The organism is Nonomuraea endophytica, assembly GCF_014203235.1.
GTDB classification, from domain to species: Bacteria; Actinomycetota; Actinomycetes; order Streptosporangiales; family Streptosporangiaceae; genus Nonomuraea; species Nonomuraea endophytica.
In genome coordinates, this window is the sequence record NZ_JACHIN010000005.1 from 254,085 (window position 1) to 266,119 (window position 12,035).

The 12,035-nt window shown below is 71.9% G+C and carries 11 protein-coding genes and 1 pseudogene; 9 read left to right on the forward strand and 3 right to left on the reverse strand.

Going from position 1 to position 12,035, the window contains the following annotated elements; all coding sequences use genetic code 11:
- Positions 1–2: 2 nt before the first annotated feature.
- Positions 3–596 (reverse strand): Lrp/AsnC family transcriptional regulator, encoded by a 594-nt coding sequence (locus HNR40_RS20075; RefSeq protein WP_246509277.1) that lies wholly within the window; start codon positions 594–596, stop codon positions 3–5.
- Positions 597–732: 136 nt separating this feature from the next.
- Here HNR40_RS20075 and HNR40_RS20080 point away from each other — a divergent pair, with 136 nt between their 5' ends.
- The 7 genes from HNR40_RS20080 to HNR40_RS20110 all read left to right on the forward strand — a co-directional run bounded on the left by HNR40_RS20080 (position 733) and on the right by HNR40_RS20110 (position 8,777).
- On the forward strand, positions 733–2,310 hold the full coding sequence (locus tag HNR40_RS20080) for an ABC transporter substrate-binding protein (RefSeq protein WP_184963445.1): 1,578 nt from the start codon (positions 733–735) through the stop codon (positions 2,308–2,310).
- On the forward strand, positions 2,307–3,353 hold the full coding sequence (locus HNR40_RS20085; RefSeq protein WP_312896436.1) for an ABC transporter permease: 1,047 nt from the start codon (positions 2,307–2,309) through the stop codon (positions 3,351–3,353). The genes HNR40_RS20080 and HNR40_RS20085 overlap by 4 nt, the downstream gene beginning before the upstream one ends.
- Positions 3,350–4,231: an ABC transporter permease gene (locus HNR40_RS20090; RefSeq protein ID WP_184963447.1), complete on the forward strand. Its 882-nt coding sequence runs from the start codon at positions 3,350–3,352 to the stop codon at positions 4,229–4,231. The genes HNR40_RS20085 and HNR40_RS20090 overlap by 4 nt, the downstream gene beginning before the upstream one ends.
- Positions 4,228–5,019 carry an ABC transporter ATP-binding protein gene (locus HNR40_RS20095; RefSeq protein ID WP_184963449.1) on the forward strand — a complete coding sequence of 264 codons (792 nt, stop codon included), beginning with the start codon at positions 4,228–4,230 and terminating at the stop codon, positions 5,017–5,019. Before HNR40_RS20090 ends, HNR40_RS20095 begins: the two co-directional genes overlap by 4 nt.
- Positions 5,016–5,924, forward strand: coding sequence for an ABC transporter ATP-binding protein (locus HNR40_RS20100; protein ID WP_184963451.1), 909 nt, complete (start codon positions 5,016–5,018; stop codon positions 5,922–5,924). Before HNR40_RS20095 ends, HNR40_RS20100 begins: the two co-directional genes overlap by 4 nt.
- Complete coding sequence (locus tag HNR40_RS20105; protein WP_312896437.1) at positions 5,921–7,123, forward strand: M24 family metallopeptidase; 1,203 nt, start codon at positions 5,921–5,923, stop codon at positions 7,121–7,123. Before HNR40_RS20100 ends, HNR40_RS20105 begins: the two co-directional genes overlap by 4 nt.
- An 85-nt stretch (positions 7,124–7,208) precedes the next feature.
- Positions 7,209–8,777, forward strand: a complete 1,569-nt coding sequence (locus HNR40_RS20110) for a Na+/H+ antiporter (protein WP_184963453.1) — start codon at positions 7,209–7,211, stop codon at positions 8,775–8,777.
- On the opposite strand, the gene menC is transcribed toward HNR40_RS20110, so the two are convergent.
- Together menC and HNR40_RS20120 are read right to left on the reverse strand one after the other, a co-directional pair.
- The gene (gene menC, locus HNR40_RS20115; RefSeq protein WP_184963455.1) at positions 8,774–9,874 is read right to left on the reverse strand and encodes an o-succinylbenzoate synthase; all 1,101 of its coding nucleotides are present in this window, start codon (positions 9,872–9,874) and stop codon (positions 8,774–8,776) included. The two genes, HNR40_RS20110 and menC, sit on opposite strands and share 4 nt — an antisense overlap.
- On the reverse strand, positions 9,871–10,635 hold the full coding sequence (locus HNR40_RS20120) for a GNAT family N-acetyltransferase (RefSeq protein WP_184963457.1): 765 nt from the start codon (positions 10,633–10,635) through the stop codon (positions 9,871–9,873). The genes menC and HNR40_RS20120 overlap by 4 nt, the downstream gene beginning before the upstream one ends.
- A 420-nt stretch (positions 10,636–11,055) precedes the next feature.
- Between HNR40_RS20120 and HNR40_RS57865 the strand changes: the two are divergent.
- Both HNR40_RS57865 and HNR40_RS20130 read left to right on the forward strand, forming a co-directional pair.
- Positions 11,056–11,352 (forward strand): annotated as a pseudogene (locus HNR40_RS57865) (glycoside hydrolase family 20 zincin-like fold domain-containing protein); the annotation flags it as partial.
- A 58-nt stretch (positions 11,353–11,410) separates the two neighbouring features.
- Entirely contained in the window at positions 11,411–11,998 is a 588-nt protein-coding gene (locus HNR40_RS20130) for a discoidin domain-containing protein (protein ID WP_184963459.1), read from the forward strand.
- Positions 11,999–12,035: the final 37 nt, after the last annotated feature.

Genomic DNA, 12,035 nt, shown 5'->3' on the forward strand with positions numbered 1-12,035 from the left:
GTTCATTCCTTCCTGAGGGCGGCGCGCCCCTCCGCGGCGCCGACGAAGCGCATCTTGCCCAGCGGCACCTCGGCCGGGCTCGGGTCGGGCGCCTGGCGGCGCTGCGGGCGCGGGCCGTCGCTGGGCAGCACGTACGGCCGCTTGAGCACCTCGTCCAGGATGAAGACGGTCTCCGTGGCCTTGACCGCGGGAATGCCCGCCAGCCGGTCGGTGACCAGCGTGTGCACCTCGGCCACGTCGGACACCCGCACCTGGATCATGGCGTCGTGCTGCCCGGTGGTGATGGCGCAGTACTCCACCTCCGGCATCCGGGCCAGCTCCGCGCGGAACTGCTTCCACATCTGCTGCCGCACGGTCACGAAGATGAGCGCGGTGATGCCGAGCCCGGCCCGCACGTGGTCGATCTCGGCGGTGAAGCGCTTGATGGCGCCGTCGGCGCGCAGGGCCTCGAAGCGGGTGTAGGCGTTCGCCCGCGAGATCCCCACCCGTTCGGCCAGCGCGGCGACCGAGATGCGGCCGTTCTCGCGCAGGACCTGCAGGATCTTCAAATGGACGGCGTCCAGCTCAAGGCCGATGCCGATCCGTCCAGACCGCAACCCACTCTCTCCACCATTTCTGGAAATTTCCGTCACCAGTACCACACTCCTCGACAAACCGTCTCACCGACGTGACACGGGCTGGACGTTCTGCCGGACAATCCACGACAACTTTCACAGAATATCTGGAGGACCCATGGCGACCCGCTCGCAGACGGCGGCTGTACTGCTCGCCGGTGCACTCGCCCTCGCCGCCTGCGGAAGCGGCGGCTCCAAGACCCCCGCCGCCGGCGGCGCCGCAGGCAAGACCCTCGTCATCGACACCTCCTTCGACCTGAAGACCGGCGACCCCGGCCGCACCTACGAGCCGACCGGCCTCATCATCGGCAAGGCGGCCTACGAGACACTTCTCACCTTCGACGGCGCCGACGTGACCAAGCCCGTCCCCGCGCTGGCCGAGTCGTACGAGCTGTCGCAGGACGGCAAGACGCTCACGCTCAAGCTGAAGCAGGGCGCGGTCTTCGCCGACGGCTCCCCGGTCACCGCCGACGACGTGGTCTTCTCCCTGACCCGCGTGCGCGACATGAAGGGCACCCCGTCGTTCCTGCTGGACGGCGTGGAGGTGGCCAAGGACGGCGACTCGACGATCAAGCTGACGTCGAAGGCGGCCAACCCGGCGCTGCCGTTCATCCTGCCGAACCCCGCGCTCGGGATCATCAACAGCAAGGTCGCCCAGCAGCACGGCGCGACCACCGACGCCAAGGACAAGGCCGAGCAGTACCTGAACTCGGCCTCCCTCGGCTCCGGCCCCTACGCGATCGAGTCGTTCAACGTCAGCAGCCAGGTCGTGCTCAAGGCCAACCCGAAGTACTACGGGACCAAGCCCGCCTACGACAAGGTCGTCATCCGCAACGTCGAGGCGGCCACGCAGAAGCTGAACGTCCAGCGCGGCGACAGCCAGGTGGCGCTCAACCTGTCCGGCGACCAGGTCACCGGCATGCCGAACACGCTGCAGGTCAAGAAGACCGCCTCGGCCAACGTCATCTTCCTGCTGGCCAACCAGGACTCCGCGATCAGCAAGACCACCACGAACGCCAAGTTCGTCGAGGCCGTGCGCAAGGGCGTCGACTACGCGGGCCTGCTGGAGCTGGCCGGCGAGGGCTCGACGCAGGCGCCCGGCGTGATCCCGTCGCAGCTGCTCGGCGCGCTGCCCGCCGACCAGGCCGCCAAGCGGGACGTCGAGGGCGCCAAGGCCGCGCTGGCCGCCAGCGGGCTGTCCAACCCGAGCGTCAAGCTGGAGTACCCGAGCGAGCTGACCGTCAACGGCCTGTCCTTCCAGCCGCTGGCCGAGCGCATCCAGGCCAACCTCAAGGAGGTCGGCATCACGGTCGAACTGGCCCCGGCGCCGGTCGCCACCGCCCTGGACAACTACCGCAACGGCAAGGAGGAGATGGGCCTGTGGTACTGGGGCCCTGACTACCCGGACCCCAGCGACTACCTGGCCTTCCTGCCCGGCAAGACCGTCGGCCTGCGCGCCGGATGGAAGCCCGGCGCGGCCAAGGAGATCGAGGCGGCCGGAGACAAGGCGGCGGTCACCATCGGCGACGACGCCCGCAAGACCGTCTACCGGGACGTCCAGACCAAGCTCAACGCGGGCGGCCCGTTCGTCCCGCTGATCCAGCCGAGCCAGAACATCGTGACCGCCGCCACGGTGACCGGCCTCGAGTACCACCCGGTCTGGACCGTCGACGTGGCCGACCTCGGCGTGAAGTGAAGACGACCGGTACCCGGGCCAGGCACCCCCTGGCCCGGTTCCTGATCCGCCGGATCCTCATCGCGCTGCTGCTGGCCTGGGGCATCACGCTGGTCACGTTCGTGCTGACCAACATGGTGCCCGGCGACCCCGTCGCGGCCAACCTGGGTCAGCGGGCGCTGGGCGACCCGGCGATCGTCGCGCAGTGGAAGGCCGAGCACGGCCTGGACAAGCCGCTGCCGGAGCAGTACCTGCTGCACCTGCAGGGCATCCTCCAGGGCGACCTGGGCACCAGCCAGCAGAGCCACCGGCCGGTCGGCGACGACCTCGCCGCGTTCGTCCCGGCGACGCTGGAGCTGGCCGGGGCGGCGATCCTGATCTCGCTGGTGCTGGGCGTGGCGTTCGGCGTCGTGGCGGCCCTGCGCCGCGACCGGCTGCCCGACCACCTGCTGCGGGTGCTGAGCCTGATCGGCATCTCGGTGCCGACGTTCTGGCTGGCGCTGCTGGCCTTCTACGTCTTCTTCTACCGCCTCCAGCTCACGCCGGGCAGCGGCCGCATCGACCCCGGCATGACCGCGCCGGGGCCGATCACCGGCCTGCACACGCTCGACGCGGCGCTGACCGGGCAGTGGGACGTCTTCGCCAGCGCCGTCGGCCACCTCATCACCCCGGCGCTGGTGCTGGCCCTCTACACGATCGGGCTGCTGACCCGCTTCACCCGCAGCGCGGTGCTGGAGGTCCTGGGCCAGGACTACGTGCGCGCCGCGCGGGCCAAGGGACTGCCGGGGCGGACCGTCCTGTTCCGTTACGTCCTGCGCTCGGCCCTGGTGCCCATCATCACCGTGGCCGGTCTGGCGTTCGGCTCGCTGTTGTCCGGGACCGTGCTGGTCGAGGCGATCTTCGCCTGGCCGGGGGTCGGGCAGTACGCGTACAAGAGCGCCACCTCCCTCGACCTGCCCGCGGTGATGGGCGTCGGCCTGGTGGTCGGCGTCGTGTACCTGATCATCAACCTGATCGTGGACGTGCTGTACGGGATCATCGACCCGCGAGTGAGGCTGCAATGAGGCGTGCTCTGAGGCGTGACCCGCTCGCGCCCCGCAAGCGGCGCGTGCCCGAGGCCTGGCGGCAGCCGCTGGCCGTGGCCGGGGCCGTCATCGCGCTGGCCTGGCTGGTCATCGCGCTGGCCGCGCCGTTCCTGGCCCCGCACGACCCGCTCGCGCAGGACCTGCCCCGCCTGGCCGAGCCGGGCCCCGGGCACTGGTTCGGCACCGACCAGCTCGGCCGCGACATCCTCAGCCGCGTCATGTACGGCGCCCGCGTCTCCATCCCGCTCACCCTGCTGCTCGTGGCCATGAGCGTGCTGGTCGGCGGGTTGCTCGGCGCCGCCGCCGGATATTTCGGCAGATGGGTGGGTGAGACCATCATGCGGATCGCCGACCTGGTCTTCGCCTTCCCCACCGTCATCCTGGCCATGGTCGTGGCCGCGGCGCTCGGGGCCAGCCTGACCAACGCGGTGCTGGCCGTACTCGTGGTCGCCTGGCCCGCCTACGCCCGCGTCACCCGCGGCCTCGTGCTCGGCGTGCGCGAGCGGGAGTTCGTGCTCAGCGGGCGGCTGCTCGGCTTCTCGCCCTGGCGCTCGCTGCGCGTGGACGTGCTGCCCAACGTGACCGGCCCCATCCTGGTGCTGGCCACGCTCGACATCGGCACCGCGCTGCTGCTCCTGTCCGGCCTCAGCTTCCTGGGGCTCGGCGCCAAGCCGCCGTCGCCCGAGTGGGGCGCGATGGTCGCCTCGGGCGTGGAGGTCTTCGACTCCTGGTGGGTGGCGACCTTCCCCGGTCTCGCCATCCTGACCGTGGTACTGGCCTTCAACTTCCTCGGCGACACCCTGCGCGACGCCCTCGACCCGCGTACGGCCCGCGCCATCAAGGAGCGCGCACTGTGAAGATCACCGACCTGAGGGTGGACATCCACGGACGGCAGATCCTCAAGGGCGTCTCCGTCACCCTGCACGAGGGCCGCGTCCACGGCCTGGCCGGAGAGTCGGGCTCGGGCAAGACCATGACCGGCCTGGCCGCCCTCGGCCTGCTCCCGCACGGCGCGCGCGCGACGGGCGAGATCCTCCACAACGACCGCAACCTGCTCGAACTGCCCGCCAAAGAGCTCAACAAGGTACGCGGCGGCGAGGTCGCCATGGTCTTCCAGGACCCCGCCACCAGCCTGCACCCCATGCTCACCATCGGCAGGCAGCTCACCGAGCACATGCGCCACCACCTCGGCCTGGGCAAGGCCGAGGCGCGGGCGCGGGCCGTAGAACTGCTCGGCAAGGTCCGCATCCCCGGCGCCGGCGAGGCGTACGGGCGCTACCCCCACCAGTTCTCCGGCGGCATGCGGCAGCGCATCGCCATCGCCGTCGCGCTGGCCTGCTCGCCCCGGGTGCTGATCGCCGACGAGCCGACCACGGCGCTCGACGTGACCGTCCAGGCGGGCATCCTGCGTCTGCTGCGCGGGCTGTGCGACGAGCTGGGGCTGGCCGTGCTGCTGGTCACCCACGACCTCGGCGTGATGTCCGCGGTGGCCGACGAGGTCAGCGTCATGAAGGACGGCCTGATCGTGGAGAGCGGGCCCCGCTCCCACGTCCTGCGCACCCCCGACCACCCCTACACCCGCTCCCTCCTGGCCTCGCTGCCCGAGAGTCCGCTCGCCCCCGCACCCGACGAGGAGCGCTCATGAGCCTGCTCACCATCGACGACCTGGTCGTCGAACACCGCTCCCCCGGCCGTCCCGTCGTCCGCGCGGTCGCCGGGGCCAGCCTCACGGTGAGCGCCGGTGAGGTCGTCGGCCTCGTGGGCGAGTCGGGATGCGGCAAGTCGACGCTGGCCAGAGCCGTCTGCGGGCTGAACCCGGTGACCGAGGGCGCCATCAGGTTCGAGGGGCAGCCGGTGACGCCGCTCGGGCTGCGGCGCCGTACGCTGACCGGGATCCAGATGGTCTTCCAGGACCCGTACGCCTCGCTCAACCCGCGCCGGCGCGTGGGCGACCAGATCGCCGACGGCCTGCGGGTGGCGCGCGGCAGCACCGTCACCCCGGCCGACCTGCTCGAACGCGTGGGCCTGCCGAGAGACTTCACCGACCGCCATCCACACGAGTTCTCCGGCGGGCAGCGGCAGCGCGTCGCGATCGCCCGCGCGCTGGCCGCCGAGCCCCGCCTGCTCATCGGCGACGAGCCCATCTCCGCCCTCGACGCCTCGGCGCAGGCGCAAGTGGCCCGCCTGATGCGCGACCTGGCGGTGGACTCGGGGGCCGGGCTGCTGTTCATCAGTCACGACCTGTCCGTGGTACGCCTGATCGCCGACCGGATCGCCGTCATGTACCTGGGCAAGATCGTCGAGATCGGCAGGACCGCCGAGGTCTGGGACAACCCCCGCCACCCCTACACCCAGGCCCTCCTGAACGCGATCCCGCTGCCCGACGGCCAGGGCACCCTGCCCGCGGAACTACCCGGCGACGTCCCCGACCCGGCCAACCCGCCGGGCGGCTGCCGCTTCAACCCGCGCTGCCCGCACGTGATGGACGTCTGCCGCGACAAGGAGCCGGACTTCGGCCCGGTCGCCTGCTGGCTCCACGAGCCCACGTGACCCCCACACCCCCCGAAGGGGCATCCACCGAGGGCGGCCTGGCCAAGGACGGTCAGGTGGAAGGCAGCCGGGCGGACGGAGACCTGGCCGGGGAGGTGCCCGCCCAGCGGGGGCTTCCCGAGGACGGCGGCGGGCTTCCCGCGGGCGAGCTGAGCCAGGACCGTGGGCGGAGGCAGGACCGGGCCCTCGTGTGCGGGCTGAGGCAGGGCGGGCTTGGCGAGGGCGGGCTGGCCGAGCGGGTGGGGGCGGTGCGGGTCGCCATGGCCGCGGCCGAGGTGGACGCGCTGGTATTGCGGCCCTCGCCGGACTTCCGGTTCCTGGGCGGGAGGGGCGAAGGGTTTCTCGTGGTCACGCGGGAGAACTATGCGGAGACGGCCACCCCGGCGGCGCTCGTACCGGCTGCTGCCCGCCGGGTCGGGGTGGATCCGGAGATGCGGGTGCGGGAGCTGTTCGGGTTGTCGGTGGACGCCGAGCTGGTGCCGGCGGGAGCCGTACTCGCGCCCCTGCGGTTGCGGAAGGACCAGGGCGAGCTCGACGCCATCGCCCGCGCGGCCGCCGCGGCGGACGGGGTGGTGGCGCGGGCGCGGGAGCTGCGGTGGTTCGGGGCCACCGAGCGGGCCATGGCCCGCCACCTGCGGGTCGCGATGCTGGAGAGCGGCTGCGAGGAGATCCTGGGCGTCCAGGTGGCGGCCGGGGAGCACACCGCGATCCCCGCGCACCGCCCCACCGACCGGGTGATCAACCCGGGCGACGCACTCCAGGTCGCCGTGCGCGGGCGGTGGGACGGCTACTGCGCCGAGGTGGCCAGGGTTCTCGCGGTGGCCGAGCCGCCGGAGGACTTCGACGCCCTGTACTCGGTGGTCCTCGCCGCGCAGAGCGCCGCCCTCGACGGTGTACGGCAGGCCCTGCCCGTCGCCTCCGTCGCCAGGTCGGCCCAGTCGATGATCGAGGAGTCCGGCTACGGCCAGTTCGCCGCCGGGCACTTCGGCAGGGGCGTGGGCCTGGCCGACGACGAACCGCCTCACCTGTCCCCCGCCGACCCCGCCACGCTGGCCCCCGGCATGGCCCTCTGCCTCGAACCGGCCGTCTACCTCCCCGACCTGTTCGGCGCCCGCCTCGCCGACGTGGCCGTCTGCACGGAGTCCACTCCACGCCTCCTCACCACCCCGCCCCCCGCCCTCGTCGTGCTCGACCGCTGACGACCCCCCGAAGCCCAGGGCGAGGTGCGCCTTTTCTCCCGCCGCCCTGTGGCACGCTGGTTGACGACGATCATCGGGGGGTGTCGTGGGCCAGTTCGTGCTGCTCATGCTCGTGCTGCTCGGGGCGCTGGTCACGGTGCCGCTCGGCGACCGGCTGGGGCTTCCGGCGCCGGTGCTCATGACGCTCTACGGCATCGTGCTGGCCGTCCTGCCGTTCGTGCCGAACGTGGCCATCCCGCCGGAGCTCGTGCTCCCGGCCCTGCTGCCTCCGCTGCTGTACGCGGCGGCCAGCCGTACCTCGTGGCGGCAGTTCGCGGCCAACTGGCGGCCCATCTTCCTGCTGGCCGTGGCGCTGGTGTTCGTGACCACGGCGGCGGTCGCGGGGGTGGCGCACGCGCTGGTGCCCGGCCTGTCGCTGGCCGCGGCGGCGGCGCTGGGCGCGCTGGTCGCCCCGCCGGACCCGGTCGCCGCCACCAGCGTCGCTGGCTCGCTCGGGCTGCCCAGGCGGCTGGTGTCGCTGCTGGAGGGCGAGGGGCTGTTCAACGACGTGACGGCCATCGTGCTCTACCACGTGGCGATCGCGGCGGCCCTCACCGGCACCTTCTCGTGGCCGGGCGCGGCGGGCGAGCTGGTGCTGTCGGGGGTGGTGGCGATCGTCGTCGGGTTCGGGGTGGGGTGGGTGGCTGCCCGGCTGGACAGCCTGCTCGGCGACCCCACGCTGCAGATCGGGCTGTCGGTGCTGGTGCCGTACGCCAGCTACGTGCTGGCCGACCAGCTGCTCGGCTCCGGCGTGCTGGCGGTGCTGACCACCGCCTTCTACCTGCGGGAGAAGACCAGCGACGCCGACGACTCGATCGGCCGCCTCACCGGCGCCGCCTTCTGGCAGGTCGTGGACACGCTGGTGACCGGGGTGGCGTTCGGGCTGATCGGGCTGGAGCTGCACAACGTGCTCGGCACCGTGACCGGCAGGTTCGGCGAGGTGATGGTGTGGAGCCTGATCGTGGTCGCCGTGGTCGTGGGGGTGCGCCTGCTGTGGCTGCTGCCGACCGCCTCGCTGGCCAGACGCCTGCACCAGTCGCGCGGCGACGACTCCGAGACGCCGACGAGCTGGCGCGAGACGGTCGTGATGTGGTGGGCGGGCATGCGCGGCGTGGCCTCGGTGGCGCTCGCGCTGGCCATCCCGCTGGAGGTGCCGCAGCGCGACGTGCTGGTCTTCGTCGCGTTCGCGGTCATCCTCGCCACGCTGCTGGTGCAGGGCCTGACCCTGCCCTGGGTGGTACGCCTGCTCGGTGTCACCGCCGACACCGAGGCGGAACGCGCCTTCGAGCGCAGGCTGGCCAAGCAGGCGGCCGGCGCGGCGAGGCAGCGGCTGCGGGAGCTCGTCGACACCGATCAGGTGCCCGACGACATGGTGGAGATTTTCGGCCGCCGCCTGACCGACATCGCGGTGCGGATCAGCCCCGAGCTGGCGGACGAGGAACGCCGCGAGGCGTTCGGCCAGCGCCTCGAACGTATCAAGGTGGTGCGCCGGGTCAGCGACGAGATGATGTCGGCGGCCCGGCGCGCCGTGCTGGACGCGCGCCGCGAGCCGGACGCCGACCCGCAGGTGATCTCGCGGGTGCTGCGCCAGCTCGACCTGCGGAATCTGAGTTAGAGCGTGATCCACTCGGTGGACGTGGTGACCTCGTCGAGGATCGACTGGATCGGCTCGACGCCCAGCCCGGGTCCTGCGGGGACGTCCAGGTGGCCGTCGCGCAGCTCGAACGGCTCGGTGATGTCGGTCGCGTAGTAGCGGCGCGAGCCCGAGGTGTCGCCGGGCAGCGTGAAGCCGGGCAGCGCGGCGAGCGCCACGTTGGCGGCCCGGCCGAGGCCCGTCTCCAGCATGCCGCCGCACCACACCGCGATCCCGTGCGCCCGGCACAGGTCGTGGATGCGGCGGGCCTCCAGGTAGCCGCCGATGCGGCCCGGCTTGATGTTGACGATGGAGCAGGAGCCCAGCGCGATCGCGGCGGCCGCGTGCTCGGCCGACTCGATGGACTCGTCGAGGCAGATCGGGGTCCTGAGCTGCTTGGCGAGCTGGGCGTGCTGGACGAAGTCGTCGTTGGCCAGCGGCTGCTCGATGAGCAGCAGCTCGAAGTCGTCAAGTTTGGCGAGCTGGCGGGCGTCCACGAGCGTGTAGGCGGCGTTGGCGTCCACCTGCAGGAGCACGTCGTCGCCGAAACGCTCGCGGACCGCGCGCACCGGCTCGACGTCCCAGCCGGGCTCGATCTTCAGCTTGATCCGGACGTAGCCTTCGTCCAGGTAGCCCTCGACGGACTCCAGCAGTTCGGGGATCGAGTCCATGATGCCGACGGAGACGCCGCACGGCACCCGGTCGCGTTCGGCGCCGAGGAAACGGCCGAACGACTCTCCGGCCGCGCGGAGCTGGGCGTCCAGCACCGCGGTCTCCACGGCCGCCTTGGCCATCCGGTGGCCCTTGATCGGCTCCAGGGCGCGGCCCACGCCGTACGCGTCGACCTCCTCCGGCAGCGACGGCAGCAGGAACCGCTTGATCACCTCCGCCGCGCCGTCGACGAACTCGGAGGAGTAGAGCGGCTCCGACATGGCCACGCACTCGCCCCACCCCTCGGCGTCCGGTGTCACCACGCGCACGAGCAGCACGTCGCGCGAGGTCTCGGTGCCGAACGAGGTGCGGAACGGCGCCACCAAGGGCATCGCGATCCTGCGCAGCTCTACTCCTGTGATTTTCACGCCTTCTCCACTACGTAGTACTTCTTGTCATGAAATCCAGTGACCTTTCGGCCTTCGGCCAGCATGCCGCCCAGCACGTCGCGTACCGCATGCCGCCACGCCTTGGCCGTTCCCGGATCAACGCCGCGCAACCCCTCCACGTCGGCGGGGATCGCCACCAGCACGACCGGCGCGTCCATGTCGCCGAGCACCGGCCTGCCGCCCTCGTTGCGCAGGGCCACCGCCGTTCCCGGGGGCACGTCCAGCGGGTACGGCTCCCGCCGTACCGCCGCCTCGACGTGCGGCGCGGTGAGGTCCCAGACGGCGAGCACCCGATCGGACTCGTCGCCCTGGTTGATCGCATCGCCCATGACCCCGTAGAAGCTGGGCAGGTACTCGTGCGGCCTGGCCCCCAGCTTGGCGAGGTTGAAGTGCGCGTTGCGGCGCACCAGGGGGTCGTAGGTCCAGGAGATGCGCGTCAGCCCGCGCTCGAGTGCCCAGCGGCGCTGGTGCATCTTGAGCTCGAACCCTATGCCGCGCCCGACGGCCGCACCGGTGATGTGCGAGTGCAGTACGCCGCCGACCGCCATGAAGCCCACCGAAGCGCCCACCAGCGTGGCGCCGTCGTATGCGCCGGTGATGTAGTTGCCGGCGTGCGAGAAGGCCCGCATCAGTTCGACCGAGATCGGCTCGCCGCCCGGGTCGAAATGCCAGATATCACCGAACAGCGCGTGGACCTCTTCCAGGTCCGCGATCTCGTGAAGCTCCCTGATCGCGATCACGCATGCCCTCCGAGTCGTCCGTTGTCACGGCGACGGTAAACCATGGTGAGGACGCCTCGATTCGTGCCAGTTCACCAAGCACCCCCGCACCCTTGGTGCTCGTGCCCAATGCCTCGATCTTCGTCGTGGCGGGCGGTGAAGCGCGGTCCGTACCGGGCCGGGGCGGACGACCAGGTCGGGTGTCGTGCGCGGGCGGCGCGCCCCCTGCGATGGGACGGGCCAGTCGCCCCATCCGGTCCGTACCACCGACATTTCGGGACCTGAACTGGTATTGATCAGTTGCAGGGGGGATGATCCTATGGTGGCACCTTCTCGACCAGGAGACAGTGTGCACCTGAGCCGTCTTTAGCCACCGGCCTCCTCGCGACTCCCCTGCTCATCGCCGCTCCCGCCGCGGCCGGCACCCTCCGGCTCGCCCCCGTGGCCCAGGAGCTGAAGCCCCGCTCCGACGGCTTCCCGATCCCCTCCGTCGTGGGACTGGTCCGTACCAGCGAGAGCGACCCGCACGCCGAGGCCGTCGTCAGGCAGGTCCTCGCCGACGCCGGCGTCAAGCGGGTGACCACCACCGACGGGACCGACCCCCGCACCCCCGTGACCGTCTGGCTCGGGGACGGCGACGCCCGCCTGACCAGGCTCGGCGTCAAGAACGCCGACGGCCTGCCCGCCGAGGGCTACGTGCTGGCCGCCGGGCGCGGCGACATCGTCCTCGACGGCGTGGACGCCGACGGCACCTACTACGCCGCCCTGTCCCTGCGTCAGCTCCTCCAGAGCCGCCGTGCGCGGCACGCTGACCGTCCGCGACCCGCAGGGGTGGAAGCTGCCCGCCGACCGGCGGCTGACGCTGCCGCGCGGCGGGCTGCTGACGGTGCCGGTCGTGTTCACGCCGTCGGGCTCGGGCACGCAGGAGATCTCCTTCGCCGGGGTGACCACCAAGGTCGAGGTCACCACCCACCGGCCCGTCGCGAAGGACAACCTGGCCCGGGGCAAGATCGCCACGGCCTCCGGTGTCGAGGGCGGCACCACGTTCGAGCCGGGCAAGGCGGTCGACGGCGACCCCGCCACCCGCTGGTCGTCACGGCCGGCGAACGGCGAATGTCTCCAGGTGGACCTCGGTTCCGCCGTGGACGCGGGCCAGGTGGTGCTGCGCCGGGAGACCGCCCACGGCGCGGCCTACCGCGTCGAGTCCTCCACCGACGGCGCCGCCTGGACCCCGCTGGCCGAGGTCGGCGCGGGCGACGGCGGCGTGGACACGCTCTGGATCGACCGGCCCAACACCACCCGCCACCTGCGCGTCCAAGGGGTACGGCGGGCCACGTCGTTCGGCTACTCGCTCTGGGAGGTGGAGGTCAGAGCGGCTGCCTGACCCCATGGACGGGGTCAGGGCGCCGCCTGACCCGATG

Excerpts from the sequence above, each read along its gene's own strand:
- HNR40_RS20080 (WP_184963445.1), top strand. The coding sequence starts at position 733 with ATGGCGACCCGCTCGCAGACGGCGGCTGTACTGCTCGCCGGTGCACTC.
- HNR40_RS20090 (WP_184963447.1), top strand. The coding sequence starts at position 3,350 with ATGAGGCGTGCTCTGAGGCGTGACCCGCTCGCGCCCCGCAAGCGGCGC.
- HNR40_RS20100 (WP_184963451.1), top strand. The coding sequence starts at position 5,016 with ATGAGCCTGCTCACCATCGACGACCTGGTCGTCGAACACCGCTCCCCC.